We start from the raw sequence: 24,988 nt of genomic DNA on the forward strand, positions 1-24,988 counted from the left end.
TCTTACCCCAGCAACGAAATATCGGCGACGCCGAGGAACAGGCCACGCAGACGCGCCAGCAACGCATAACGGTTGGCGCGGACTTTTGCGTCCTCCGCGTTGACCATCACGGCTTCGAAGAACGCATCCACCGGCTCGCGCAGGGCGGCCAGGCGTGCCAGGGATTCGCTGTACTGACGCGAGGCGGCCATTGGCTGTACAGCCTGGTCAGCCTGCTGGATGGCCGAGTACAGGGAGAACTCGTTGGCATTGTCGAAGTACTTGGCTTCTACGACTGTAGGTACCGAACCTTCGACCTTGCTCAGCAGGTTCGACACACGCTTGTTCACCGCGGCCAGGGCAGCGGCTTCCGGCAGTTTGCGGAAGGCCTCTACCGCTTGCACGCGCTGGTCGAAGTCCAGGGCCGAGCCCGGCTTCAGGGCACGCACCGACAGGTAGGTGGCGACATCGACGCCTTCGTCTTCGTAACGGGCACGCAGACGATCGAAGATGAATTCCAGCACCGAGTCGTTGAGGCCGGCAGCCTTGACCTTGGTACCGAACGCATCCACGGCGAAAGCCACGGCCTCGGTCAGGTCCAGATCCAGTTGTTTCTCGATCAGGATGCGCAACACACCCAGTGCCGCACGGCGCAGGGCATACGGGTCTTTGCTACCGGTCGGCAGCATGCCGATGCCGAAAATACCGACCAGCGTATCGAGCTTGTCGGCGATGGCCACGGCCGCACCGGTCAGGGTGGACGGCAGTTCAGCGCCGGCACCGCGTGGCATGTACTGCTCGTTCAGGGCCAGTGCGACATCTTCCGGCTCGCCATCGTTGAGGGCGTAGTAGTAACCGGCGACACCTTGCATCTCCGGGAACTCACCGACCATTTCGGTCGACAGGTCGCACTTCGACAGCAGGCCGGCACGAGCGGCCCACGCGGCGTTGCCGCCGATGCGTTGAGCGATGAACGCGGCCAGCTTGGAAACACGTTCGGCCTTGTCGTAGACGCTGCCGAGTTTTTCCTGGAACACCACGTTCTGCAGGCGCAGGTTGAAGTCTTCGAGCTTCTGCTTCTTGTCTTGCTTGAAGAAGAATTCGGCGTCGGTCAGGCGTGGGCGAACCACTTTCTCGTTACCGGCGATGATCTGCTGCGGGTCTTTGCTTTCGATGTTGGCCACGGTGATGAAACGTGGCAGCAACTTGCCGTCGGCATCCAGCAGGCAGAAGTACTTCTGGTTGTCCTGCATGGTGGTGATCAGGGCTTCTTGCGGCACGTCGAGGAAGCGTTCCTCGAACGAGCACACCAGCGGCACCGGCCATTCGACCAGCGCAGTCACTTCGTCGAGCAGAGCCGGCGGAACGATTGCTGTGCCTTCCTGGCGGGTGGCCAGTTCTTCGGTGCGCTTGCTGATGATCTCGCGACGCTCGTTGGCATCGGCCAGCACGTAGGCGGCACGCAGGTCGGCCAGGTAGCTCGACGGCGAACCGATACGCACGCTTTCCGGGTGATGGAAGCGGTGACCACGGGAATCGCGACCGGCTTTCTGGGCGAGGATGGTGCAGTCGATGACCTGGTCACCGAGCAGCATCACCAGCCATTGGGTCGGACGCACGAACTCTTCCTTGCGCGCACCCCAACGCATGCGTTTCGGGATCGGCAGGTCGTTCAGGGAGTCTTCGACGATGGTCGGCAGCAAGCTTGCAGTCGGCTTGCCGGCGATGCTTTGGCTGTAGCGCAGTTTTGGGCCGCTCTGATCGATTTCGCTCAGTTCGACGCCGCACTTCTTGGCGAAACCCAGGGCTGCCTGGGTCGGGTTGCCTTCGGCATCGAATGCAGCCTGACGTGGCGGGCCATCGAGGTTGATGCTGCGATCCGGTTGCTGGGTGGCCAGCGAGGTGATCAGCACAGCCAGGCGGCGTGGCGCGGCATAAACGGTTTTGGTCTCGTAGTTCAGGCCGGCAGCTTGCAGGCCCTTGTCGATACCGGCAAGGAACGCCTCGGCCAGGGTGTTCAGGGCTTTGGGTGGCAGTTCTTCAGTGCCCAGTTCAACCAGAAAATCCAGAGCACTCATTGTGCAGCCTCCAGCTTGGCCAGTACTTCGTCACGCAGGTCAGGGGTCGCCATCGGGAAGCCCAGCTTGGCGCGAGCCAGCAGGTAGGCTTGCGCAACGGAACGCGCCAGGGTGCGTACACGCAGGATGTATTGCTGACGCGCGGTCACCGAGATTGCCCGGCGTGCGTCCAGCAGGTTGAAGGTATGGGAAGCCTTCAACACCATTTCGTAGCTCGGCAACGGCAGCGGCTGGTCGAGCTCGATCAGGCGCTTGGCTTCGCTTTCGTAGAAATCGAACAGTTCGAACAGCTTGTCGACGTTGGCGTGTTCGAAGTTGTAGGTCGATTGCTCCACTTCGTTCTGGTGGAACACATCGCCGTAGGTCACTTTGCCGAACGGACCGTCAGCCCAGACCAGGTCGTAGACCGAGTCCACGCCTTGCAGGTACATGGCCAGACGCTCGAGGCCGTAGGTGATCTCGCCGGTCACCGGGTAGCACTCGATGCCGCCCGCTTGCTGGAAGTAAGTGAACTGGGTCACTTCCATGCCGTTGAGCCAGACTTCCCAGCCCAGACCCCAGGCGCCGAGGGTCGGCGATTCCCAGTTGTCTTCGACGAAGCGGATGTCGTGGACCAGCGGGTCCAGACCGACGTGCTTGAGGGAGCCCAGGTACAGTTCCTGGAAGTTGTCCGGGTTCGGCTTCAGGACCACCTGGAACTGGTAGTAGTGCTGCAGACGGTTCGGGTTTTCGCCGTAGCGGCCGTCAGTCGGACGGCGGCTTGGCTGCACGTAGGCGGCGTTCCAGGTTTCCGGGCCAATGGCGCGCAGGAATGTAGCAGTGTGGAAAGTGCCGGCGCCTACTTCCATATCGTAGGGCTGAAGTACCACACAACCTTGCTCGGCCCAGTATTGCTGGAGGGCGAGGATCAAGTCTTGGAAGGTACGCACGGCTGGCGTAGGCTGGCTCACGAAATTCACCTGTTTCTTGGGCTGCGATTTAAAGAGCGGGAGTATACCCGATTCATTGCTGCGCACGCCCCCTGGAGCCTTATGCCACGCTGCTTTTGGTGTTCCGAAGATCCGCTGTACATGGCTTATCACGATCAGGAGTGGGGCACGCCGCTACGCGATGCGCAGGGATTGTTCGAGTTGCTTTTGCTCGAAGGGTTCCAGGCCGGGCTTTCCTGGATCACCGTGCTGCGCAAACGCGAGCATTATCGTCAGGTGATGTTTGGTTTTGATGTCCAGCGCGTGGCGCAGATGAGCGATGCCGAAATCGACGAATTGATGCTTGATCCGGGGATCATCCGCAACCGCCTCAAGCTCAACGCGGCCCGGCGCAATGCCCAGGCCTGGCTGGCGCTGGAGGACCCGGTGGCGCTTCTCTGGTCGTTCGTCGGTGGTACTCCGGTGATCAATCATTTCAAGGACCGCAGCGAAGTCCCGGCCGTGACGCCGACCGCCGTGGAAATGAGCAAAGGCCTGAAAAAAGCCGGTTTCACGTTCGTCGGGCCGACCATTTGCTACGCGCTGATGCAGGCCTCGGGCATGGTCATGGATCACACCCAGGACTGCGACCGCTACGCGCAGTTGGCGAACGGCGGTTAGAATGGCCGCCTCGCGCACAGCACAAGATCAGGAGTGACCTGTGGATAAGTTGAAAGGCGCCTTGCTGGTAGGCGCTCTGCGGCTGTTTGCCCTGCTTCCGTGGCGGGCCGTGCAGGCCGTGGGCTCGGCGATTGGCTGGGTCATGTGGAAAACCCCGAACCGTTCCCGCGACGTGGTACGGATCAACCTGTCCAAGTGTTTCCCGGACATGGACCCCGCCGAGCGCGAACGTTTAGTCGGACAGAGCCTTAAGGACATCGGCAAGTCCCTGACCGAAAGCGCCTGCGCCTGGATCTGGCCGGCCCAGCGCTCCATCGACCTGGTACGGGAGGTCGAAGGCCTCGACATTTTGAAGGACGCCCTCGCCTCCGGCAAAGGCGTGGTTGGCATCACCAGCCATCTGGGCAATTGGGAAGTGCTCAATCACTTCTATTGCAGCCAGTGCAAACCGATCATTTTCTACCGCCCGCCAAAATTGAAGGCGGTGGACGAGTTGCTGCAAAAGCAACGGGTGCAACTGGGTAACAAGGTCGCTGCTTCCACCAAGGAAGGCATCCTCAGCGTCATCAAAGAAGTGCGCAAAGGTGGTGCAGTGGGCATTCCTGCTGACCCGGAACCGGCCGAATCCGCCGGGATCTTCGTGCCGTTCTTCGCCACCCAGGCACTGACCAGCAAATTCGTACCCAACATGCTCGCCGGCGGCAAAGCGGTCGGCGTGTTCCTGCACGCCCTGCGCCTGCCCGACGGTTCAGGCTACAAAGTGATCCTCGAAGCCGCGCCAGAGGCCATGTACAGCACCGATACGGCGGAGTCCTGTGCGGCCATGAGTAAAGTGGTCGAGCGTTATGTCGGGGCCTACCCGAGCCAGTACATGTGGAGCATGAAGCGCTTCAAGAAGCGGCCACCGGGTGAAGAGCGCTGGTATTGATCCAATTGGCATGATCTGTGGATAACCCTGGATTCGGGGTTATCCACAACCGTTCATCAAAGGGCGCAGAAGATGTCCGAACACCGCAAGTCATTCCGCATCAAGATCAGTCACGAAAACATCGGCGAATGCCTGGGCCAGACGCGCAACCTGTCGACTACCGGCGTTTACGTCAAGCATCCGAAACTGTCGGCGTTGCCCCGGGGTGCGGTGGTCTACGGGCAGGTGCAAGACTTACCCACAGGCGCGCCGCGGGTGCGCATGGAAGTGGTGTTGGTGGATGCCGAAGGGATTGGCTTGCGCTATCTCTGAACGGTGCGATCCAGCTTTTTCAGAAACACCGTCATTTCCTTTTCTGCCTGCTTGTCGCCATGGTTGCGAGCGGCTTCCAGGCCGTGTTCCCAGGCTTGGCGCGCGGCCGCAAAGTCCGCCAGCGCCAAGTGGGCCTTGCCCAGCAGTTTCCACGCCGCCGAATACTTCGGATCGAATTCGACGCAGCGCTGGAAATGCTCTACAGCCTTGGCGTTCTCCCCCAGATCCAGATAGCCCTTGCCCAGGCCGAAGCGCAGCAAGGAGTTATCCACACCCTTGGCAAGCATTTTTTCCAGGGATTCGATCATCGGTGGATTCCTTTTCTGCGGGTATCAGGGGATGTTTTTTTCGCCTTTGACACCGCCATCGCTGGCAAGCCAGCTCCCACAGGGTTCTCTGGTGTACATCATATTTGTAAACAACCAAAAAACTGTGGGAGCTGGCTTGCCAGCGATAGGGCCAATGCAGGCACTGAAAAAATCAGGATCAGAAGAAGCTCAACCCGACATGGAACAACTTCTCCACATCGCGAATATGCTTTTTATCCACAAGGAACAAAATCACATGGTCGCCCGTTTCGATCACAGTGTCGTCGTGGGCGATGATCACTTCTTCGTCGCGGATAATCGCACCGATGGTAGTGCCCGGCGGCAGGCCGATATTCTCGATGGCCTTGCCGATCACCTTGCTTGATTTCGCATCGCCATGGGCAATCGCCTCGATGGCTTCCGCCGCGCCACGGCGCAGCGAGTGCACGCTGACGATGTCGCCACGGCGTACGTGGGCCAGCAAGGTGCCGATGGTCGCCAGTTGCGGGCTGATGGCGATGTCGATGTCGCCGCCCTGGATCAGATCGACATAGGCCGGGTTGTTGATGATGGTCATCACCTTCTTCGCACCGAGACGCTTGGCCAGCAGCGACGACATGATATTGGCTTCGTCGTCGTTGGTCAGGGCGAGGAACAGGTCGGCGTCGGCGATGTTCTCCTCCAGCAGCAGGTCGCGGTCCGAGGCGCTGCCCTGCAACACCACGGTGCTGTCGAGGTGGTCCGAGAGGTGACGGCAGCGTGCCGGGTTCATCTCGATGATCTTTACCTGATAACGGCTTTCGATGGCCTCGGCCAGACGCTCGCCGATCTGCCCGCCACCGGCGATGACAATGCGCTTGTAGGTTTCGTCGAGACGGCGCATTTCGCTCATGACCGCACGAATGTTCGCTTTGGCGGCGATGAAAAACACCTCGTCGTCGGCCTCGATCACGGTATCGCCCTGGGGCAGGATCGGCCGGTCGCGGCGGAAAATGGCGGCCACGCGGGTTTCGACGTTCGGCATGTGTTCACGCAACTGTCGCAGTTGCTGGCCCACCAGCGGCCCGCCGTAATAGGCGCGAACCGCGACCAGTTGCGCCTTGCCTTCGGCGAAGTCGATCACTTGCAAGGCGCCCGGATGCTGGATCAGACGCTTGATGTAGTTGGTGACCACTTGTTCCGGGCTGATCAGCACGTCCACCGGAATCGCTTCATTCTGGAACAACTGCTCTTCGCGTGTCAGGTACGCGGCCTCACGAACCCGGGCGATCTTGGTCGGGGTGTGGAACAGGGTATGGGCGACCTGGCAGGCGACCATGTTGGTTTCGTCGCTGTTGGTCACGGCGACCAGCATGTCGGCGTCGTCGGCGCCAGCCTGGCGCAGCACGGTCGGAAACGAACCGCGGCCCTGCACCGTGCGGATGTCCAGGCGGTCGCCAAGGTCGCGCAGGCGTTCGCCATCGGTGTCGACCACGGTGATGTCGTTGGCTTCGCTGGCCAGGTGTTCCGCCAGCGAACCGCCGACCTGCCCTGCGCCGAGGATGATGATTTTCATCCAGTCACTCCATTGAATCCGTTTAACCGCGCGCGGCGGCGATCTTGATCAGCTTGGCGTAGTAGAACCCGTCGTGGCCGCCTTCCTGGGCGAGCAACTGGCGACCATGGGGCTGCTTGATGCCGGCCGCCGTGGCGAGGTCCAGTTCACGGGCGCCCGGCGTGCGGGCGAGGAACGCTTCGATGACTTCGGTGTTCTCGGTCGGCAGCGTCGAGCAGGTGGCGTATAGCAGAATGCCGCCGACTTCCAGGGTGTTCCACATGGCGTCGAGCAGCTCGCCTTGCAGCAGCGCCAGCGCGGCGATGTCATCGGGCTGGCGGGTCAGCTTGATGTCCGGATGACGACGGATCACGCCCGTCGCCGAGCATGGCGCGTCCAGCAGGATGCGCTGGAACGGCTTGCCGTCCCACCACGCCTGAGTGTCGCGGCCGTCGGCGGCAATCAGTTCGGCGCTCAGTTTCAGGCGTTCGAGGTTTTCCCGCACCCGCACCAGACGCTTGGCTTCCAGGTCTACCGCCACCACCCCGGCCAGTTTTGGCTCGGCTTCGAGAATATGGCAGGTCTTGCCGCCGGGTGCGCAGCAGGCGTCCAGTACCCGTTGGCCCGGTGCCAGATCCAGCAGATCAGCGGCCAGTTGCGCGGCTTCGTCCTGCACGCTGATCCAGCCCTCGGCGAAACCCGGCAGGCTGCGCACGTCGGCGGCGGCTTCTAGCACAATACCGTCACGGCTGTAGACACAGGGTGTGGCGGCAATACCGGCATCGGTCAGCAAACCGAGGTAGGCATCCCGGCTGTGATGGCGACGGTTGACCCGCAGGATCATTGGCGGATGCGCGTTGTTGGCGGCGCAGATGGCTTCCCATTGCTCTGGCCAGAACGCCTTCAGGGATTTCTGCAGCCAACGCGGGTGGGCGGTGCGCACCACCGGATCGCGTTCCAGTTCGGCGAAAATCGTTTCGCTTTCGCGCTGAGCGTTACGCAGAACCGCATTGAGCAAGGCCTTGGCCCATGGCTTTTTCAACTTGTCGGCGCAACCGACCGTCTCGCCAATCGCGGCATGGGCCGGGACGCGGGTGTAGAGCAACTGATAGAGGCCGACCAACAGCAGCGCCTCGACATCGGCATCGGCAGCCTTGAACGGCTTTTGCAGCAACTTGGCCGCCAGCGCCGACAACCGTGGCTGCCAGCGTGCGGTGCCGAACGCCAGGTCCTGGGTGAAGCCGCGATCACGGTCCTCGACCTTGTCCAACTGCGTTGGCAGCGAACTGTTGAGCGAGGCTTTTCCGTTCAGGACAGCGGCAAGTGCCTTGGCGGCGGCCAGACGCGGATTCATTGAGCGTCCGCCGCTTGACCGAGGACAGTGCCGGTGGCGAATTTCTCACGGCGGCTGTTGAACAGGTCGCTGAAGTTCAGCGCCTTGCCGCCGGGCAATTGCAGACGGGTCAGGCACAAGGCTTGCTCGCCGCACGCGACGATCAGGCCGTCCTTACTGGCGCTGAGGATTTCACCGGGTGCACCTTTGCCTTCGGCCAGGTTCGCGGCCAGCACTTTCAGGGCTTCGTCATTCAAGGTGCTGTGGGTGATCGGCCATGGGTTGAAGGCACGGACCAGGCGCTCCAGTTCAACCGCCGGGCGACTCCAGTCGATGCGAGCTTCGTCCTTGTTCAGTTTGTGCGCGTAGGTGGCCAGGCTGTCGTCCTGCACTTCGCCTTCCAGCGTACCCGCGGCGAGGCCGGCAATCGCCTGAACCACGGCCGGTGGACCCATTTCGGCCAGACGGTCGTGAAGGCTGCCGCCAGTGTCTTCGGCGCTGATAGGCGTAGTGACTTTAAGCAGCATCGGCCCGGTGTCGAGGCCGGCTTCCATGCGCATCACGGTCACTCCGCTTTCGGCATCACCTGCTTGCACGGCACGCTGGATCGGCGCCGCACCGCGCCAGCGCGGCAACAACGAAGCGTGGCTGTTGATGCAACCCAGGCGCGGAATATCCAGCACCACTTGCGGCAGGATCAGGCCGTAGGCGACCACCACCATCAAGTCCGGTTTCAGCGCGGCGAGTTCGGCTTGCGCGTCTTCGTTGCGCAGGGTTGGCGGCTGCAACACCGGGATGTTGTTCTCCAGCGCAAGCTGCTTGACCGGGCTCGGCATCAGTTTTTGCCCGCGACCGGCCGGACGATCCGGTTGGGTGTAGACCGCGACGATCTCGTAAGGGCTGCTCAGCAGGGCCTTGAGATGTTCGGCGGCGAATTCCGGGGTGCCGGCAAAGACAATGCGCAGTGGCTCAGTCATGGGTGACGTCTCTTGAAAAGAAAAAGGCTTGCCGCAGCAAGCCTTTGAAGATGGGCATCAGGCGTTCTGGCGATGAAGCTTTTCCAGTTTCTTCTTGATGCGGTCGCGTTTGAGCGTGGACAGGTAATCGACGAACAATTTGCCATTGAGGTGGTCGCATTCGTGCTGGATGCACACCGCGAGCAAATCTTCGGCGATCAGTTCGTATGGCTTGCCGTCGCGGTCCAGCGCCTTGACCTTGACCCGTTGCGGGCGATCGACGTTTTCGTAGAAGCCCGGCACCGACAGGCAGCCTTCCTGGTACTGGCCCATGTCGTCGGTCAGCGGTTCGAGCTCGGGGTTGATGAACACTCGCGGCTCGGTGCGGTCTTCGGAGAGGTCCATCACGACGATACGTTTGTGCACGTTGACCTGGGTAGCGGCGAGGCCGATGCCAGGCGCTTCATACATTGTTTCAAACATGTCGTCGACCAACTGACGCACTTCGTCGTCCACTACGGCCACTGGCTTGGCGATAGTGCGCAGACGCGGATCAGGGAATTCGAGGATGTTTAAAATGGCCATAAGCTTGATCAGTGCACGTGTGAAGTAAGGTCGGGTCGATGGCCTGGCGGGTCCGAAGAAATGCAGGCTACCGTTGTAAAACGTAGCTCCCTTCTGTTGACAAGCAAGTTTTGACAAGCAAGCCGGGAGCGAGCCACTGACGGCTCTGGCGTTTCACGCGAATGCACATAATAAAGGGATTCACCGCATGAGGAAATCACTACTCGCCCTGCTGCTCCTGGCTTCGGCAGGTTGGGCTTACGGGCAGGTGCAACTTCGGGAAGATATTCCCACCATAAAGCTGTCGCCTCAGGTTCGCAGCAGCCCGGTAACCGAGGTTATCCCCGGCATTGCGCTGAAATCGATCAACAGCTTTCTGTTGAGCAACCGCATCGTCGACAAGGCCGAGGATTTTACCAAGGCGCCTTACATTGTCGCTGGTGATTCCGAACGGGTGCTCAGCGGCGCGGGCGACCGCATCTTTGCCCGCGGCCATTTCGATCCGGCGCAACCGGCGTACGGCATCTTCCGCCAAGGCAAGGTCTACACCGATCCGCAGAGCAAGGAAATCCTGGGGATCAACGCCGACGACATCGGCGGCGGCGATGTCGTGGCCATCGAAGGTGACGTCGCCACCCTGGAGTTGCAACGCACGACTCAGGAGGTCCGCCTCGGAGATCGCTTGTTCAGCGGTGAAGAGCAGGCGATCAACTCGACCTTCACGCCCAGGGCACCGAGCCACGAAATCAGCGGTTTGATCATCGATGTTCCGCGCGGGGTCACGCAGATCGGCGAGTTGGACGTGGTTACCCTGAACAAGGGGCAGCGCGACGGTCTGGTCGAAGGCAATCTGCTGGCAGTGATGAAAACCGGAGAAACAGTCCGGGACCGGATCACGGGTCAGCCGTTGAAAATTCCCGATGAGCGCGCCGGTCTGCTGATGGTTTTCCGTACCTACGACAAACTCAGTTATGGGCTGGTGCTCAGCGCTTCGCGCTCGCTGTCGGTGATGGACAAGGTACGAAATCCGTAAGAGTGCTTCACAAGTTACCAACAGAGTTATCCACAGCTTATTCCCGTTTGTACGGGTGCTCATAACGATCAAGGATGATCCATGTCGCTGCCTGCCGTTACACCGGTTTCCCCCGCGGAACTGGAAGCTCGTTTACGTCTGCACCGTTTGCCGGAACTCGGCCCGGCGCGTTTCAAGAAATTGCTCGAAGCCTTCGGCTCAGCATCCAAAGCCCTCAGTGCACCTGCCGGTGCCTGGCGCGCGCTGGGTTTGCCACTGGCCTGTTCCGAGGCCAGGCGTAGCGCAGAGATCCGTGACGGCGCCAGTCATGCATTGGCCTGGCTGGAGCATCCGGGCCAGCATTTACTGATGTGGGACCAACCGGACTACCCGGCGCTGCTGGCACAAATCAGTGATGCACCACCGCTGTTATTTGTCGCCGGCGATCCCGGCATTCTGGAAAAACCACAACTGGCGATGGTCGGCAGCCGTCGTGCGTCCCGACCAGGGATGGACACCGCTGCCGCGTTTTCCCGCAGCCTGGCGGGTGCCGGTTTTGTCATTACCAGCGGCCTGGCCCTGGGCATTGACGCCGCCGCACATCAGGCCGCATTGGACGTTGGCGGGCAAACGGTCGGTGTGCTCGGCACGGGGCTCGAGAAGTTTTATCCACAGCGAAATAGACGCCTGGCGGACGCCATGATCGCCTCGGGCAGCGCGGTACTTTCGGAGTTTCCGCTGGATGCCGGCCCCAGCGCCGGCAACTTCCCCCGGCGCAACCGGATCATCAGCGGTTTGTCCCTCGGGGTGCTGGTGGTCGAAGCCAGTGTCGCCAGCGGTTCACTGATCACCGCGAGGCTGGCGGCGGAACAGGGGCGCGAGGTGTTTGCGATGCCCGGGTCGATCCATCATCCCGGTGCCCGCGGCTGCCATCAGTTGATTCGCGACGGTGCGGTGCTGGTGGAAACCATCGAACATATCCTCGAAGCCTTGCGCGGCTGGCAACGACTGCCGTTATCCACAGAATCCTTTACCCCTGAAACGACTCACCCCCTGTTGAAGTTGCTGCATGCCGCACCTCTGACCAGTGAAGCGCTGGCTGACGCAAGCGGCTGGACCTTGCCGAAAGTGCTGGCGGCGTTGACGGAACTGGAAATGGATGGTCGCGCTATTTGCGAAAGCGGGCGCTGGTTTGCACGGGTGAGCTAGGTTTTATAAACAAGATCGGTAAACTGCGCAGAGCCTTATTCTGGAGAGTTTTTCATGGTCAACAGTTGGCGTGTGCAACAAGCCGCGCAAGCAATTCGCGCCGGGGCGGTGATTGCCTACCCAACCGAAGCAGTCTGGGGCCTGGGTTGCGACCCGTGGGACGAGGAAGCGGTGGAGCGTCTGCTGCTGATCAAGGGTCGGTCCGAGGATAAAGGGCTGATCCTGGTCGCCGACAACATCCGTCAGTTCGATTTCCTCTTCGATGACTTCCCCGAATTGTGGATGGACCGCATGGCCAGTACCTGGCCGGGTCCGAACACCTGGCTGGTGCCGCACCAGAACCTGCTGCCGCAGTGGATTACCGGCGTGCATGAAACCGTGGCGCTGCGGGTCAGTGATCACCCATTGGTGCGGGACTTGTGCGCGCTGGTCGGGCCGCTGGTGTCGACGTCGGCCAACCCGCAGGGACGCCCGGCGGCACGCACGCGGCTTCGCGTCGAGCAGTACTTCCGTGGGCAGTTGGATCTGGTACTGGGTGGCAATCTGGGCGGGCGCAAGAACCCAAGCGTGATTCGCGATCTGGCGACCGGCAAGGTTTTGCGCCCGGATTAAGACCGAGGCGCGCCCTTCGCGAGCAGGCTCGCTCCCACATTGGTTCTGTGTCGAACACAAATCCCGTGTGGGAGCGAGCCTGCTCGCGATGGCGTCAGTCAGGGCAACAGAACCACCGAACCCGTCGTACGCCGTGCCGACAGCTCAGTCTGCGCCTTCGCCGCGTCAGCCAGTGGAAAACGCTGACTGATGTCCACGGTCAGCTTGCCGCTGATGATCATCTCGAACAACTCGTCGGCCATGCGTTGCAGGTTCTCGGCGTTGTTCGCATAAGTGCCCAGGGTCGGCCGGGTCACGTACAGCGAGCCTTTCCCCGCCAGGATCCCCAGGTTCACGCCATCGACCGCGCCGGACGCATTGCCGAAACTCACCACCAGGCCACGCGGTGCGGCGCTGTCGAGTGACGTCAGCCAGGTGTCCTTGCCAACGCCGTCGTACACCACCGGGACTTTTTTGCCGTCGGTCAATTCCAGCACGCGCTGGGCGACGTTTTCATGGCTGTAGTCGATGGTCGCCCAAGCACCGTTGGCCTTGGCCAGTGCGGCTTTCTCGGCCGAACTGACCGTACCGATCAGCTTCACGCCCAAAGCTCTGGCCCATTGGCAAGCCAGGGAACCGACACCACCGGCCGCGGCGTGGAACAGGATGGTTTCGCCACCCTTGAGTTCATAAGTCTGGCGCAGCAGGTACTGCACGGTCAGACCCTTGAGCATCACGCCTGCGGCTTGTTCGAAGCTGATGGCGTCCGGCAGTTTCACCAGATTGGCCTCGGGCAACACATGAACTTCGCTATAGGCGCCCAGAGGGCCGCTGCCATAGGCCACGCGATCGCCGATCTTGAAGCGGGTCACGTCGCTGCCGACCGCCTCGACCACGCCCGCACCCTCCGCGCCGAGGCCCGATGGCAGGGATGGCGGCGGGTACAGGCCGCTACGGTAATAGGTGTCAATGAAGTTCAGGCCGATGGCCTTGTTGGTCACGCGCACTTCCTTCGGACCTGGCTCGGCAGGTTGGTAATCCACATACTCGAGCACTTCGGGGCCGCCATGGGCGCGGAACTGGATACGCTTTGCCATCGGAACTCTCCATAGGTCGTTTTACCAAGCGCCCTATCGGACTCCTAAGCTTGATTTTCGTCAACTGCGAAGGGGTAACTTGCGATGTTATGCTACGCGCCCATTTGCGCAGGCTGAGCTCCAATGGAGCGCCGCGTTGTTTTGCCCGATTCAAGGTGATGACATGACGACCCGCACCGAGGCCGTAAAAGCCTACCTGCTCGACCTGCAAGACCGTATCTGCGCCGCCCTGGAAGCCGAAGACGGTGGCACGCCATTCGTCGAAGACGCCTGGACCAGGCCGGCCGGCGGTGGCGGTCGCACCCGCGTAATTGAAAACGGCACGGTGATTGAAAAGGGTGGCGTGAACTTTTCCCACGTCTTCGGCAGCGGTCTCCCACCCTCAGCCAGCGCCCACCGGCCGGAACTGGCGGGCCGTGGCTTTGAAGCCTTGGGCGTGTCGCTGGTGATTCACCCGCATAACCCCCATGTGCCGACTTCCCACGCCAACGTGCGCTTTTTCATCGCTGAAAAAGAAGGTGAAGAACCGGTCTGGTGGTTTGGCGGCGGCTTTGACCTGACCCCGTATTACGGCAATGAAGAAGACTGCATCCACTGGCATCGCATCGCCGAGCAGGCCTGTGCACCGTTCGGCCCGGACGTCTACTCGCGTTACAAGGCCTGGTGCGACAGCTACTTCCACATCAAGCATCGTCACGAGCCGCGTGGCATCGGCGGGTTGTTTTTCGACGACCTGAACGAGTGGGATTTCGACACCAGCTTCGCCTTCATGCGTGCCATCGGAGACGCGTACATCGATGCTTACCTGCCGATTGTGCAGCGCCGCAAGAATGACGCGTTCACGGCCAAGCAGCGCGAGTTCCAGGAGTTCCGCCGTGGCCGCTACGTTGAATTCAACCTGGTCTACGACCGCGGCACGTTGTTCGGCCTGCAATCGGGCGGGCGTACCGAGTCGATCTTGATGTCGCTGCCACCGCAAGTGCGCTGGGGCTACGACTGGAAGGCCGAGCCTGGCAGCGAAGAAGCGCGCCTGACCGAGTACTTCCTGCAGGACCGCGATTGGTTGGCCGAAGCTTGAACGAGGAATCCTGATGGACCGTTATGTCGTATTCGGTAACCCGATTGGCCACAGCAAATCACCGTTGATCCACCGCCTGTTCGCCGAGCAGACCGCGCAAAAGCTGGACTACAGCACAATGCTGGCGCCACTCGACGACTTTTCCACCTGTGCCCGGACGTTTTTCCTTGAAGGACGCGGCGCCAATGTGACGGTGCCGTTCAAGGAAGAGGCCTACCGACTGGCGAACAGCCTGACGGCGCGGGCGCAGCGCGCCGGTGCGGTCAATACCTTGAGTAAACTGGCCGATGGCAGCCTGCTGGGCGACAACACCGACGGTGCCGGGCTGGTGCGGGACCTGACGGTCAACGCCGGATTCAGCCTCAAGGGCAAACGCATCCTGCTGCTCGGCGCTGGCGGCGCGGTGCGCGGTGCTTTGGAGCCATTGCTGGCCGAAGAACCCGCCTCGGTGATCATCGCCAACCGCACGGTGGACAAGGCCGAGCTGCTGGCGGAGTTGTTCTGCGATCTGGGGCCGGTCTCCGCCAGTGGCTATGACTGGTTGCAGGAGTCGGTGGACCTGATCATCAACGCGACTTCCGCGAGCCTCACGGGCGATGTGCCGCCGATTGCGCCGAGCCTGATCGAACCGGGCAAAACGGTGTGCTACGACATGATGTACGGCAAGGAGCCGACCTCGTTCTGCCGTTGGGCCAGCGAACACGGGGCTGCGGTGGCGATGGATGGCTTGGGGATGCTGGCCGAGCAGGCCGCGGAGGCGTTTTTCCTTTGGCGCGGCGTGCGTCCGGATACAGCGCCGGTGCTGGCAGAGTTGCGTCGGCAGTTGGCCCTTTAAAAGCTTCGCGAGCAGGCTCGCTCCCACAGGGGGTCACCAAGAACCTGTGGGAGCGAGCCTGCTCTCGAATGCCTCGACACCGATTTCGGCTCAGTCCTCAAACTGAATCGGGCACTTTTCCGCGCCCTCAAGCTTCCTAAGTTCTTCCACCACCTGCGGCCGGGCCCGGCGCAAGGTCAGGCTGCGGTCCTGGCGCAGCAATCGTCGCGCCTCCTGGTGCAGCATTTCCACCCCTGAGTAATCGATGAAGTTGATCTGCTGCGCCTCGATCACCACGCGCGCGCCGTGCATGCGTTGCAGGCGTACTTGCAGGTAGTGGCTGGCACCGAAAAAGATCGAACCGCCGACCCGCAGAATGTCCTCCTCACCATCACGTACATGCTGCACCCGTGGTTGCGATGTGCGTTTGAGATAGAAAAAAAGCGAGGCCAATACGCCGGCGTAGATCGCCGTCTGCAATTCCAGCAGCAGCGTGGCGACGCAGGTCAGCGCCATGACCACGAACTCGGCGCGGCTGACCCGCAACAAAGCGCGAATGCCGCGATGGTCCACCAGTCCCCAGGCGATCAGCAGAATGCTGCCGGCCATGGCCGGAATCGGGATGTGCGCGATCAGGTTCGCGCCGAAGATCGCGAACAGCGCAACCCACAATGCCGAAAAAATCCCGGCCAGTGGCGAACAGGCGCCCGCTTCATAGCTCAGGCCTGAGCGAGTGAAGGAGCCGGCCGATAGCGAGCCGGAAAAAAACGCGCCGACCATGTTCGATAAGCCCTGGGCGCGAACTTCCTGGTTGGCGTCGAGTAGTTGCTGCGAACGTGCAGAGATCGAGCGGGCAATCGACAGACTGGTCACCAGTCCGAGCATGCCAACCGCCACGGCGCTGGGCAGCAGGCGCAGGATCAGATCGAGATCCAGTGGCAACGGACTTAAAGGCGGCAGCTTGCCGGTGAAGGCGCTGACCAGTTGCACGTGCCCGAACATCGATGGCCAGAGCCAGACCAGCAATCCGCCTAGGATCAGGGTGATCAGCAGCGTCGGCCAGCGGGGCAGCAGCAGTTTGAGAATCACGCCGACCACCACAGTCGCCAAGCCCAGCGCCAGCGAAGGTTTGTCCATTTCGCCGATATGGCGCAACAACGTGATGAAACTGTCCAGCGCGGTGGCTTGGCTGGGCAAGTCCAGTCCCAGCAGGTTAGGCAATTGACCGATGGCAATCACCACGGCAGCACCCAGGGTGAAGCCGAGTACCACCGAGTGTGAGACGAAATTCACCAGCGCGCCAAACCGCAGCAAACCCAGCAACCATTGAAAGATGCCGGCCAGTAAGGTGAGCAACAGGATCACGGTGACGTAGTCCTGCGTCGCCGGAACGGCCAGAGGACTTACGCTGGCGTACAGGACAATCGAGATGGCCGCCGTAGGACCGCAGATCAAATGCCACGACGAACCCCATAGGCAGGCGATCAGCACGGGGATGATTGCGGCGTACAGGCCGTATTCCGGTGGGAGACCAGCGATGAGCGCGTAGGCAATGGATTGCGGCAACGCCAGAATCGCGCCGCTGAGGCCGACGACCAAGTCGCGTCCGATACTGGCGCGGGTTTGCTTGGGCAACCAACTGAGGAATGGAAAGAGTGAATGGCGGCTTGGCAGGGCCATGGGGCCTCTCGGTGAATAAATGGCGCAATATGTCAGGGTGGTGGGTCAGAAACAGTTGTGCAAGGGCGACCATTGAATCGCGGGCAAGCCCGCTCCCACAAGGATCTCCGAAAACCTGTGGGAGCGGGCTTGCCCGCGATGGATTCCTTGAATGTTACAACTTGGCTTTGACCGCCGGCAGCGCGTCCTTGCCATCCACGGTCTTCACGCCATCAAGCCACTTGTCCAACACCGCCGGGTTGGCCTTGATCCATGCCTTGGCTGCGTCGGCGTTGCTGACCTTGTTGTTCACCACCTCGGCCATGATGCTGTTCTCCATGTCCTGGGTGAAGCTCAGGTTGGTCAGCAGTTTGCCGACGTTCGGGCAGGCCTGTGCATAACCTTTGCGGGTCAGTGTGTGCACGCTGCCGGTGTCACCGAAGTACTTCTCGCCGCCCTTGAGGTAATGCATCTTCAGTTGCACGTTCATCGGGTGCGGGGTCCAGCCGAGGAAGGTCACGAATTTCTGCTTTTTCACCGCGCGGGACACTTCCGCCAGCATGGCCTGCTCGCTGGACTCGACCAGTTTCCACTGGCCCATGTCGAAATCGTTTTTCTTGATGATCTCTTGCAGCGAGATGTTCGCCGGTGCACCGGAGCCGATGCCGTAGATCTTGCGGTCGAACTTGTCGGCGTATTTGTTCAGGTCGGCAAAGTTATGCACACCCGCGTCCCATACGTAATCCGGAACAGCGAGGGTGAACTCGGTGCCGTCGAGGTTCTTCGCCAGTTGCGTGACATCGCCGTTGGCGACGAATTTGTCATAGAAACCCTGTTGTGCCGGCATCCAGTTACCCAGGAACACATCGACCTGGCCATCCTTGAGCCCGCCAAAAGTGATTGGCACCGCGAGGGTGTCGACCTTGGCCTTGTAGCCCATGCCGTCCAGCAGAAACCCGGTGATGGCGTTGGTCGCGGCGATGTCGCTCCAACCCGGGTCGGCCATCTTCACCGTCTCGCAACTCTGATCGGCAAACGCCGATGCACTGCTCAGAGCCAGGAGCCCGACCGTCAGTACTGTGGATAACCTTTGCATGGACTTCCCCTTAACATTATTGGTTTTGGCAGGGTTGTGGATAACGTGCTTTACGTTCCAGATCGTCGAGGTCGATGTGGTTGCGCATGTATTGCTGACTGGCGTCCACCAGCGGCTGGTGATCCCAGCTCTTCAGCTTGCCGAGGGTCAGCGCCTGAGCCACGAAACGCCGGCGTCGCTGGCTGGCGAGCACCTGCTGGTGGATGGCCGGAATATTCCATTTCGCCCGCGCCTCAGCGAGAAAATCGTCGAACAGCTGGCGATGTTGCGGCGAATGGCTGAGTTCCTCCAGTTCGCGAGGGTCATTGTGCACGTCGAAGAGCAGACAAGGGTCGTCTTCGCTGTAGATGAATTTATAGGCTCCGCGGCGGATCATCATCAGCGGGCTGATAGTGCCTTCGGCCATGTATTCGCCGAACACTTCATCGTGACCACCCTGCCCTTGCAGGTGCGGCACCAACGAACGGCCATCCAGCGGCAAGCCCGGTTCCAGCGAGCCGCCGGCCAGTTCGACGAATGTCGGCAACAGGTCCGCCGTGGAAACACTGGCGCTGACCCGGCCAGCGCCAAACTGCCCCGGTGCGCTGATCAGCAGCGGCACCCGTGCGGCCATTTCATACCAGTGCATTTTGTACCAGAGGCCGCGCTCGCCGAGCATGTCGCCGTGGTCACCGGAAAACACGATGATGGTGTCATCGATCAGCCCTGTGTCCTCGAGGGTTTGCAGGAGTTTGCCGACGTTGCTGTCGATATAGCTGCACGCGCCGAAATAGGCACGGCGGGCATCGCGGATCTTATCCACAGGCAGTGGCTTGTCCCACAGGTCATAGACCTTGAGCAAACGCTGCGAGTGCGGATCGAGGTCATGCGGGTCCGGGGTTGCAGGCAGCGGGATATCGGCCTCGTCGTACAAATCCCAGAAAGCCTTGGGAATGGTGTACGGATCGTGTGGGTGAGTCATGGAAACGGTCAGGCAGAACGGCTGGTCGCCGTCCTCGCGGATATGGTCGAACAGGTACTGCTGGGCCTTGAATACCACCTCTTCGTCGAAATCCAGCTGATTGGTGCGCACGCACGGGCCGGCTTGCAGAACCGAGGACATGTTGTGGTACCAGGTCGGACGCACGTCCGGTTCATCCCAGTTCACTGCCCAGCCGTAGTCGGCCGGGTAGATGTCACTGGTCAGGCGCTCTTCGTAGCCGTGCAACTGGTCCGGCCCGCAGAAATGCATCTTGCCCGACAGGGCGGTGCGGTAGCCGAGACGGCGTAAATAATGGGCATAAGTCGGTACGTCGGCGGGGAAGTCGGCAGCGTTGTCGTAGGCGCCGATCTTGCTCGGCAATTGACCGCTGACCAGGGTGAAACGCGACGGCGCACACAGCGGGCTGTTGCAATAAGCCGAGTCGAACACCACGCCTTGTGCGGCGAGGCGGCTGAGATGGGGCAGCTTGATGGGCGATGGACCGTAGAACGGCAACATTGGCGCGGCCATTTGATCGGCCATGATGAAAAGAATGTTCTTGCGCTTCATGTGATCGCGGCATTCCATAGTGGATGTTTATGCGAGAGTGCTGGTTTCGAGAATGAAACCCTCGCTCTTCTCGGTAAAGCCCATGCACGGCAATGACTAGGATAAGCACAGCTTATGTATGACGCCCTGGGTGACCTGTCACTGGATCTGCTTCGTGCCTTCGAAGCGGCAGCCCGCCAGCGTAGCTTTACCGCAGCGGCGGTTGAGCTGGGCACCACGCAGCCGGCCATCAGCCAGCAGATCAAGCGCCTTGAAGAACAACTGGCGACCCGATTATTCGACCGCATTTATCGCGGCATCGAGCTGACTGAGGCCGGGCTGATACTTTTTCAGCAGGTTCAGCTCGGATTGCAGAATATCGACGCAGGATTGAGCGCAATCAGCGCACAGCAACAGCATGAGGTGCTGCAGGTTGCCACGGATTTTGCCTTCGCCGCCTATTGGTTGATGCCGCGTCTGCACCGCTTTCACGCGGCCAATCCGCAGGTGGATGTCAGCCTGGTCACCAGTGAACGCAGCCATAACATGCTACGTACCGATATCGACGTGGCGGTACTGTTCGGCGATGGCCGCTTCAAGCAGGGTGAAAGCCATTGGCTGTTCAGTGAGGAAGTCTTTCCGGTGTGCAGCCCGCAGTTGCTGGGTGAGCGCTCCCTGCCCTTATCCCCCCAGGCCTTGCTCGAGTTTCCGTTGCTGCATCTGCGTGGGGAAAACAGCAGTAACTGGTTCGACTGGAGTGGTGTATTCCGCGAATTGGGCATCACCTCGCCCCCGGCGCCCGGTCAACTGCGTTTCGACAACTACACCTTGCTGATCCAGGCGGCGATCGGTGGTCAGGGCGTGGCCATTGGCTGGCGCCACCTTGTGGATAACTTGCTGGCGCAAGGGTTGTTGTGTCGACCTATCGGCGAAACGGTGATGTCCCGGCTGGGTTACTACGTGGTTTTACCCCAGCGTAAACGGCGCGGGGTGTTGATCCAGCAGTTTGTGGATTGGTTGATGGCTGAACAGGCGGGCAGCGCGGAGTCGTTGACGGGGTTGGCGTTTCCTTCGATTGCTGTTTGAGCGTCAAAAGATCGCAGCCTTCGGCAGCTCCTACAGGAGCAGCCCGATTCAAGGTTCCGAGGTCGCGATGAAACTGACGTGCTCGCCGATGTGCAGTTTCAGGTGCAATTCATCGGCAATGCCCACGGCAGTTCGGGTCAGTCGCCCGAGCGGTTCGGCCAGCCCCGGCTCGAGATTGCCGCCGGGTTTGGCGAAATGTTCGATGGTCAGCCCCGGTACCCCGCGCGGTTCGTTGACCAGCGTCCACTGCAAAGGACTGCTTTGCAGTGCCTCGCGGATTTCCTCTGCGGCGTGACGTTGCAGGCTGTCCTCGAGCTCCGGCTCGTCCAGCACCGCGAAATCTCCCACCAGAAACAGCCGGGCAACGCCTGCCCCCTGGAGGCCTTCAATCAAGGCGTCAACTGCCAGCACTTGCTCGACCGGACCCGGTACGATGGTTTTTTCCACGTGTTCGCTGTTGAACGGTAAGCCTGGAGCGTCCAGTAAACAGATGACCACGGAGCTGCCGGCCACACTCTGCTTGACCCGTTGCGCGTCGAACAGGTCGCCAGTCTTGGTGCGCAGCCCCGGACGGGGTGCCAGCGCATTGAGGTCATCGAGAATCGCGATCACTTCATGCTGGCGCCTTAGCATTTCAGCCATCAGCGCACTGCCCAGGCTACTCATGGCACCATAAAGCACCACTTTCACAACGGGGGTTTCGGCATTTTTCATGGCTGAACCCTTTTCCCAGCGTCTATATGACGTGTGACCCGCAGGAAAGGGTGAGGGTTCGAACAGCTTTCAGAGGGATTGCAATGCAGCAGATCACGGGCTATCACGCCCATGTTTACTTCGATGCCGACTCGATCGGGCAGGCGCGGGCCCTGTGTGAGCAGGCGGCGCAATTGTTTCCAGTGAAAATGGGCCGTGTACACGAGCGCCCGGTCGGTCCGCACCCGGACTGGAGCTGCCAGTTAGCGTTCGCGCCGCAGGTGCTGGGCGACGTGCTGCCGTGGCTGGCGCTCAACCGCAAGGGGCTGGTGGTGTTTTTACACCCGGACACCGGCGACGATCTGCGCGACCACACCGAGCATGCGATCTGGATGGGCGCGATTCGACCGCTGGACCTGTCTATTTTTTGATCAGAGTGTTTCTTCGGCCTCGCCGGGCAAGTGTTCGTCCAGATGCAGCCACGGCAAGCGGCTGTCGGTCCAGATGTGCCGCTGCGCCGGTGCCTGCTCGGGGTGGTCGAGGGTGGCGATGGTCAGGTCGAGGCTGTCCGGGCTCAGGTGCGTTACCACCGCCAGCTGCGCCCCGCAGTGACCGCAGAAATAACGTGCGCAGGTGGATGATGAGTCGTACCGCGACGGCGTCCCGGCCAGCCATTGAAAGGCGGATGCCGGCACGGTGATCCAGGTGGTCACGATGCCGCCGCTGACCCGTCGGCAAATCGAACAATGACAGTGGACGATGTCGTGCAGCGGCCCGCTGAATTGATAGCGCAGTTGCCCGCAGTGGCAGCCGCCGGTGTGAACGTTGCTCATGTTTCGACCTCCCGCCCTGTGTTCAGGGACCAGAAATCCAATCCGACGACCGGTTGCACATCCGGTCTTTGCTTTCATTGGCGAAAGCTAGCTGAAAGCTTCCCCGATTAGGATCGCCGCCACTACCGGCAAAAGACCGGTGGCCAATGCGAGTGTTCGATTGCTCGCCAGGCCCTTTTAACAACAACAATGGTGATTCTGATGCTCTCTTCTACCCGCCACTTCGCTGTCACTCCGTCCGTACCTCTCGTGCTTCCCGTTCTGCGCTGATCCCGCCCGATCCGCCCATTCCCTAGCCGCGCTACGCCTGGAGTACTCCCATGCTGACTTTCCTTGGCTTCGCCATGGTCATCACGTTCATGTTCCTGATCATGACCAAGCGCTTGTCTGCGCTGATCGCCTTGATCCTCATTCCAATCATCTTCGCCCTGTTCGGCGGCTTCGGCCCCAAAATCGGCCCGATGATGCTCGAAGGCATCACCAAGCTCGCGCCGACCGGCGTGATGCTGATGTTCGCTATTTTGTATTTCGCCCTGATGATCGACTCCGGCCTGTTCGACCCGGCCGTGCGCAAGATCCTCAAAATGGTCAAGGGCGACCCGCTGAAGGTTTCGGTCGGCACCGCTGTACTGGCGCTGGTCGTTTCTCTCGATGGTGACGGCGCGACCACCTACATGATCTGCGTGGCCGCCATGCTGCCGCTCTACAGCCGCATCGGCATGAGCCCGCGGATCATGGCCGGCCTGATCATCCTCGCCGGTGGCGTGATGAACATGACCCCATGGGGCGGCCCGACCGCCCGTGCCGCCAGCGCACTGCACGTGGACCCGTCGGCTATTTTCGTCCCGATGATCCCGGCAATGCTGGCCGGTGTGGTGGCGATCCTGGCCATCGCTTACTTCTACGGCAAACGTGAACGTGCGCGCCTGGGTGAACTGCACCTGGTGGGCGATGAAGTCGACCACAGCGAAATCAGTGTTTCGCAGTTCCCGGATGCCCGTCGTCCGAAGCTGATCTGGTTCAACGGCGCCCTGACGTTTGGCCTGATGTGCACCTTGATCGCCGGCCTGCTTCCGTTGCCGGTGTTGTTCATGGTGGCGTTCAGTATCGCCATGATCGTCAACTATCCTTGCCTGCAACAGCAGAAGGATCGCGTCGCGGCGCACGCCGGTAGCGTACTGGCCGTGGTCGGGCTGATCTTTGCGGCCGGCATCTTCACCGGTATCCTGTCGGGCACCGGCATGGTCGATGCCATGTCGAAAAGCCTGTTGTCGGTGATTCCGGATTTCCTCGGCCCGTACCTGGCGGTGATCACGGCGCTGGTAAGCATGCCGTTCACCTTCTTCATGTCGAACGATGCATTTTATTACGGCGTGTTACCGGTACTTGCCGAAGCCGCCAGTCACTACGGTATAACCGCGGTGGAAATGGCACGTGCCTCGATCGTCGGTCAGCCCGTCCACCTGTTGAGCCCGCTGGTTCCATCGACTTATCTGTTGGTGGCCCTGGCCGGTATCGACTTCGGTGACCACCAGCGCTTCACCCTGAAGTGGGCAGTGCTGGTTTGTATCTGCATACTGATTGCTGCATTGCTGTTGGGGACTTTCCCGATGTTCAGCACTCTATAAGCCCAAGACTCACCACTTCGGGTCCAGGCTTCGCTGTTTGAAGCCCGGGCCCTTTGTGGTTTAACAATCGCTCAAAGGAATACACATGGAATGGCTGACCAACCCTGAAATCTGGGTTGCCTTCTTTACCCTGACCGCCCTGGAAATCGTTCTGGGTATCGATAACATCATCATGATTTCGATCCTGGTCAGCCGCATGCCCAAACATATGCAGGCGCGCACCCGGATTTTCGGTCTGGCGCTGGCCATGATCACGCGAATCCTGCTCCTGCTGTCGATCACCTGGGTCATGCGCCTCACCGCCGACCTGTTCGTCGTGTTCGGCCAGGGCATCTCCGGACGCGACCTGATCCTGTTCTTCGGTGGTCTGTTCCTGCTGTGGAAGAGCTCGCAAGAGATGTACCACGCCCTGGAAGGTGAAGACGAAACCAACGAAGAGCCTTCGGGCAAGGGCGGCAACTTCCTCTACACCATCATCCAGATCGCGATCATCGACATCGTGTTCTCGCTGGACTCGGTCATCACCGCGGTCGGCATGGTCTCCCACGTACCGGTCATGGTCGCGGCGATCATCGTGGCGGTGTTGGTGATGATGTGGGCTTCCGGCACTATCAGCGAGTTCATCGACAAGCACCCGTCGCTGAAGATGCTGGCGCTGTCGTTCCTGTTGATCGTCGGTACCGTGCTGATTGCCGAATCCCTGGACGTGCACGTGCCAAAAGGCTACGTCTACTTCGCCATGGCGTTCTCGCTGGCGGTGGAAGCGATCAACATCAAGATGCGCACTGCCATCGCGAAAAAGAAGAAACAGCAGGATCCGGTAAAGCTGCGCAAGGACATTCCGGGCCAGTAACCCGGTAGCGCTAAATACGCAAAACCTGTGGGAGCGAGCTTGCTCGCGATGGCGGTCCGTCAGTCAACATCGATGTTGGATCTGATGGCCTCATCGTCGGAACGCCGCCCGGAGCAAGCTCGCTCCCACAGTGCTTTGTGCGGCTGGAAGATCGCCGTTTTCATGACAGTTTTGTTTCAAACCCTTCTTTGGCTGTGCGATGCTGGCGCGCAGACCGTTAGCCAACTACAGCTTAAGTACAGAACGTA

25 protein-coding genes are annotated in these 24,988 nt (G+C 60.8%); 12 read left to right on the forward strand and 13 right to left on the reverse strand.

Going from position 1 to position 24,988, the window contains the following annotated elements; genetic code table 11:
• Nucleotides 1-2 precede the first annotated feature (2 nt).
• Together glyS and glyQ are read right to left on the reverse strand one after the other, a co-directional pair.
• A complete protein-coding gene (gene glyS, locus CD175_RS21650; RefSeq protein WP_104450371.1) occupies nt 3-2,057 on the reverse strand; it encodes a glycine--tRNA ligase subunit beta in 2,055 nt (684 codons plus the stop codon).
• Entirely contained in the window at nt 2,054-3,007 is a 954-nt protein-coding gene (gene glyQ / locus CD175_RS21655) for a glycine--tRNA ligase subunit alpha (RefSeq protein WP_003187265.1), read from the reverse strand. Before glyQ ends, glyS begins: the two co-directional genes overlap by 4 nt.
• Before the next feature lie 81 nt (nt 3,008-3,088).
• Between glyQ and tag the strand changes: the two genes are divergently transcribed.
• The 3 genes from tag (at nt 3,089) to CD175_RS21670 (ending at nt 4,886) form a co-directional block, all read left to right on the forward strand.
• The gene (gene tag, locus CD175_RS21660) at nt 3,089-3,646 is read left to right on the forward strand and encodes a DNA-3-methyladenine glycosylase I (RefSeq protein ID WP_104450372.1); all 558 of its coding nucleotides are present in this window, start codon (nt 3,089-3,091) and stop codon (nt 3,644-3,646) included.
• 40 nt (nt 3,647-3,686) lie between these two features.
• On the forward strand, nt 3,687-4,574 hold the full coding sequence (locus CD175_RS21665; protein ID WP_008018389.1) for a lysophospholipid acyltransferase: 888 nt from the start codon (nt 3,687-3,689) through the stop codon (nt 4,572-4,574).
• Nucleotides 4,575-4,646: 72 nt separating this feature from the next.
• Entirely contained in the window at nt 4,647-4,886 is a 240-nt protein-coding gene (locus CD175_RS21670; RefSeq protein WP_015092855.1) for a PilZ domain-containing protein, read from the forward strand.
• Here CD175_RS21670 and CD175_RS21675 read toward each other — a convergent pair.
• The 5 genes from CD175_RS21675 to def form a co-directional block, all read right to left on the reverse strand.
• A complete protein-coding gene (locus CD175_RS21675; protein WP_104450373.1) occupies nt 4,877-5,194 on the reverse strand; it encodes a tetratricopeptide repeat protein in 318 nt (105 codons plus the stop codon). The genes CD175_RS21670 and CD175_RS21675 overlap by 10 nt on opposite strands.
• A gap of 178 nt (nt 5,195-5,372) precedes the next feature.
• Nucleotides 5,373-6,749, reverse strand: a complete 1,377-nt coding sequence (gene trkA, locus CD175_RS21680) for a Trk system potassium transporter TrkA (protein ID WP_104450374.1) — start codon at nt 6,747-6,749, stop codon at nt 5,373-5,375.
• A 22-nt stretch (nt 6,750-6,771) separates the two neighbouring features.
• Nucleotides 6,772-8,082: a 16S rRNA (cytosine(967)-C(5))-methyltransferase RsmB gene (rsmB, locus tag CD175_RS21685; RefSeq protein WP_015092858.1), complete on the reverse strand. Its 1,311-nt coding sequence runs from the start codon at nt 8,080-8,082 to the stop codon at nt 6,772-6,774.
• Complete coding sequence (gene fmt, locus CD175_RS21690; protein ID WP_104450375.1) at nt 8,079-9,038, reverse strand: methionyl-tRNA formyltransferase; 960 nt, start codon at nt 9,036-9,038, stop codon at nt 8,079-8,081. The genes rsmB and fmt overlap by 4 nt, the downstream gene beginning before the upstream one ends.
• A 57-nt stretch (nt 9,039-9,095) precedes the next feature.
• Nucleotides 9,096-9,602, reverse strand: coding sequence for a peptide deformylase (gene def, locus CD175_RS21695; protein WP_007969867.1), 507 nt, complete (start codon nt 9,600-9,602; stop codon nt 9,096-9,098).
• A 187-nt stretch (nt 9,603-9,789) separates the two neighbouring features.
• On the opposite strand from def, the gene CD175_RS21700 reads away from it, so the two are divergent.
• From CD175_RS21700 to tsaC, 3 genes are all read left to right on the forward strand, one after another.
• Nucleotides 9,790-10,614, forward strand: coding sequence for a peptidoglycan-binding protein (locus tag CD175_RS21700; protein ID WP_104450376.1), 825 nt, complete (start codon nt 9,790-9,792; stop codon nt 10,612-10,614).
• 81 nt (nt 10,615-10,695) lie between these two features.
• A complete protein-coding gene (gene dprA / locus CD175_RS21705; RefSeq protein WP_104450377.1) occupies nt 10,696-11,802 on the forward strand; it encodes a DNA-processing protein DprA in 1,107 nt (368 codons plus the stop codon).
• 54 nt (nt 11,803-11,856) lie between these two features.
• Entirely contained in the window at nt 11,857-12,414 is a 558-nt protein-coding gene (tsaC, locus tag CD175_RS21710; protein WP_104450378.1) for an L-threonylcarbamoyladenylate synthase type 1 TsaC, read from the forward strand.
• A 98-nt stretch (nt 12,415-12,512) separates the two neighbouring features.
• On the opposite strand, the gene CD175_RS21715 is transcribed toward tsaC, so the two are convergent.
• On the reverse strand, nt 12,513-13,490 hold the full coding sequence (locus CD175_RS21715) for an NADPH:quinone reductase (protein ID WP_104450379.1): 978 nt from the start codon (nt 13,488-13,490) through the stop codon (nt 12,513-12,515).
• A 163-nt stretch (nt 13,491-13,653) separates the two neighbouring features.
• Between CD175_RS21715 and hemF the strand changes: the two genes are divergently transcribed.
• Both hemF and aroE read left to right on the forward strand, forming a co-directional pair.
• On the forward strand, nt 13,654-14,568 hold the full coding sequence (gene hemF / locus CD175_RS21720) for an oxygen-dependent coproporphyrinogen oxidase (RefSeq protein WP_104450455.1): 915 nt from the start codon (nt 13,654-13,656) through the stop codon (nt 14,566-14,568).
• A gap of 13 nt (nt 14,569-14,581) precedes the next feature.
• The gene (gene aroE, locus CD175_RS21725) at nt 14,582-15,403 is read left to right on the forward strand and encodes a shikimate dehydrogenase (protein ID WP_104450380.1); all 822 of its coding nucleotides are present in this window, start codon (nt 14,582-14,584) and stop codon (nt 15,401-15,403) included.
• Between the two features lie 90 nt (nt 15,404-15,493).
• Here aroE and CD175_RS21730 read toward each other — a convergent pair whose 3' ends face one another.
• The 3 genes from CD175_RS21730 to betC form a co-directional block, all read right to left on the reverse strand.
• Nucleotides 15,494-17,062 carry a SulP family inorganic anion transporter gene (locus CD175_RS21730; RefSeq protein ID WP_104450381.1) on the reverse strand — a complete coding sequence of 523 codons (1,569 nt, stop codon included), beginning with the start codon at nt 17,060-17,062 and terminating at the stop codon, nt 15,494-15,496.
• A 154-nt stretch (nt 17,063-17,216) separates the two neighbouring features.
• Nucleotides 17,217-18,137 (reverse strand): choline ABC transporter substrate-binding protein, encoded by a 921-nt coding sequence (choX, locus tag CD175_RS21735; RefSeq protein ID WP_104450382.1) that lies wholly within the window; start codon nt 18,135-18,137, stop codon nt 17,217-17,219.
• 16 nt (nt 18,138-18,153) lie between these two features.
• On the reverse strand, nt 18,154-19,668 hold the full coding sequence (betC, locus tag CD175_RS21740) for a choline-sulfatase (RefSeq protein WP_104450383.1): 1,515 nt from the start codon (nt 19,666-19,668) through the stop codon (nt 18,154-18,156).
• Nucleotides 19,669-19,782: 114 nt separating this feature from the next.
• On the opposite strand from betC, the gene CD175_RS21745 reads away from it, so the two are divergent.
• Entirely contained in the window at nt 19,783-20,733 is a 951-nt protein-coding gene (locus CD175_RS21745; RefSeq protein ID WP_104450384.1) for a choline sulfate utilization transcriptional regulator, read from the forward strand.
• Between the two features lie 48 nt (nt 20,734-20,781).
• Here CD175_RS21745 and CD175_RS21750 read toward each other — a convergent pair whose 3' ends face one another.
• Nucleotides 20,782-21,447 (reverse strand): NAD(P)-dependent oxidoreductase, encoded by a 666-nt coding sequence (locus tag CD175_RS21750; protein WP_104450385.1) that lies wholly within the window; start codon nt 21,445-21,447, stop codon nt 20,782-20,784.
• An 83-nt stretch (nt 21,448-21,530) separates the two neighbouring features.
• On the opposite strand from CD175_RS21750, the gene CD175_RS21755 reads away from it, so the two are divergent.
• On the forward strand, nt 21,531-21,857 hold the full coding sequence (locus CD175_RS21755) for a DOPA 4,5-dioxygenase family protein (protein WP_102702135.1): 327 nt from the start codon (nt 21,531-21,533) through the stop codon (nt 21,855-21,857).
• Here the strand turns inward: CD175_RS21755 and CD175_RS21760 are convergent, their stop codons facing one another.
• Complete coding sequence (locus CD175_RS21760) at nt 21,858-22,259, reverse strand: GFA family protein (protein ID WP_104450386.1); 402 nt, start codon at nt 22,257-22,259, stop codon at nt 21,858-21,860.
• 320 nt (nt 22,260-22,579) lie between these two features.
• Here CD175_RS21760 and CD175_RS21765 point away from each other — a divergent pair, with 320 nt between their 5' ends.
• Entirely contained in the window at nt 22,580-23,887 is a 1,308-nt protein-coding gene (locus CD175_RS21765; RefSeq protein ID WP_104450387.1) for a CitMHS family transporter, read from the forward strand.
• An 85-nt stretch (nt 23,888-23,972) separates the two neighbouring features.
• A complete protein-coding gene (locus CD175_RS21770; RefSeq protein WP_007969844.1) occupies nt 23,973-24,740 on the forward strand; it encodes a TerC family protein in 768 nt (255 codons plus the stop codon).
• Nucleotides 24,741-24,988: the final 248 nt, after the last annotated feature.

This window comes from Pseudomonas laurylsulfatiphila (assembly GCF_002934665.1).
GTDB lineage: Bacteria > Pseudomonadota > Gammaproteobacteria > Pseudomonadales > Pseudomonadaceae > Aquipseudomonas > Aquipseudomonas laurylsulfatiphila.

Bases quoted from the DNA above. Each gene is read 5' to 3' on its own strand.
- glyS (WP_104450371.1), bottom strand. From the start codon at position 2,057: ATGAGTGCTCTGGATTTTCTGGTTGAACTGGGCACTGAAGAACTGCCA.
- tag (WP_104450372.1), top strand. From the start codon at position 3,089: ATGCCACGCTGCTTTTGGTGTTCCGAAGATCCGCTGTACATGGCTTAT.
- CD175_RS21670 (WP_015092855.1), top strand. From the start codon at position 4,647: ATGTCCGAACACCGCAAGTCATTCCGCATCAAGATCAGTCACGAAAAC.
- CD175_RS21675 (WP_104450373.1), bottom strand. From the start codon at position 5,194: ATGATCGAATCCCTGGAAAAAATGCTTGCCAAGGGTGTGGATAACTCC.
- trkA (WP_104450374.1), bottom strand. From the start codon at position 6,749: ATGAAAATCATCATCCTCGGCGCAGGGCAGGTCGGCGGTTCGCTGGCG.
- rsmB (WP_015092858.1), bottom strand. From the start codon at position 8,082: ATGAATCCGCGTCTGGCCGCCGCCAAGGCACTTGCCGCTGTCCTGAAC.
- fmt (WP_104450375.1), bottom strand. From the start codon at position 9,038: ATGACTGAGCCACTGCGCATTGTCTTTGCCGGCACCCCGGAATTCGCC.
- def (WP_007969867.1), bottom strand. From the start codon at position 9,602: ATGGCCATTTTAAACATCCTCGAATTCCCTGATCCGCGTCTGCGCACT.
- CD175_RS21700 (WP_104450376.1), top strand. From the start codon at position 9,790: ATGAGGAAATCACTACTCGCCCTGCTGCTCCTGGCTTCGGCAGGTTGG.
- dprA (WP_104450377.1), top strand. From the start codon at position 10,696: ATGTCGCTGCCTGCCGTTACACCGGTTTCCCCCGCGGAACTGGAAGCT.
- tsaC (WP_104450378.1), top strand. From the start codon at position 11,857: ATGGTCAACAGTTGGCGTGTGCAACAAGCCGCGCAAGCAATTCGCGCC.
- CD175_RS21715 (WP_104450379.1), bottom strand. From the start codon at position 13,490: ATGGCAAAGCGTATCCAGTTCCGCGCCCATGGCGGCCCCGAAGTGCTC.
- hemF (WP_104450455.1), top strand. From the start codon at position 13,654: ATGACGACCCGCACCGAGGCCGTAAAAGCCTACCTGCTCGACCTGCAA.
- aroE (WP_104450380.1), top strand. From the start codon at position 14,582: ATGGACCGTTATGTCGTATTCGGTAACCCGATTGGCCACAGCAAATCA.
- CD175_RS21730 (WP_104450381.1), bottom strand. From the start codon at position 17,062: ATGGCCCTGCCAAGCCGCCATTCACTCTTTCCATTCCTCAGTTGGTTG.
- choX (WP_104450382.1), bottom strand. From the start codon at position 18,137: ATGCAAAGGTTATCCACAGTACTGACGGTCGGGCTCCTGGCTCTGAGC.
- betC (WP_104450383.1), bottom strand. From the start codon at position 19,668: ATGAAGCGCAAGAACATTCTTTTCATCATGGCCGATCAAATGGCCGCG.
- CD175_RS21745 (WP_104450384.1), top strand. From the start codon at position 19,783: ATGTATGACGCCCTGGGTGACCTGTCACTGGATCTGCTTCGTGCCTTC.
- CD175_RS21750 (WP_104450385.1), bottom strand. From the start codon at position 21,447: ATGAAAAATGCCGAAACCCCCGTTGTGAAAGTGGTGCTTTATGGTGCC.
- CD175_RS21755 (WP_102702135.1), top strand. From the start codon at position 21,531: ATGCAGCAGATCACGGGCTATCACGCCCATGTTTACTTCGATGCCGAC.
- CD175_RS21760 (WP_104450386.1), bottom strand. From the start codon at position 22,259: ATGAGCAACGTTCACACCGGCGGCTGCCACTGCGGGCAACTGCGCTAT.
- CD175_RS21765 (WP_104450387.1), top strand. From the start codon at position 22,580: ATGCTGACTTTCCTTGGCTTCGCCATGGTCATCACGTTCATGTTCCTG.
- CD175_RS21770 (WP_007969844.1), top strand. From the start codon at position 23,973: ATGGAATGGCTGACCAACCCTGAAATCTGGGTTGCCTTCTTTACCCTG.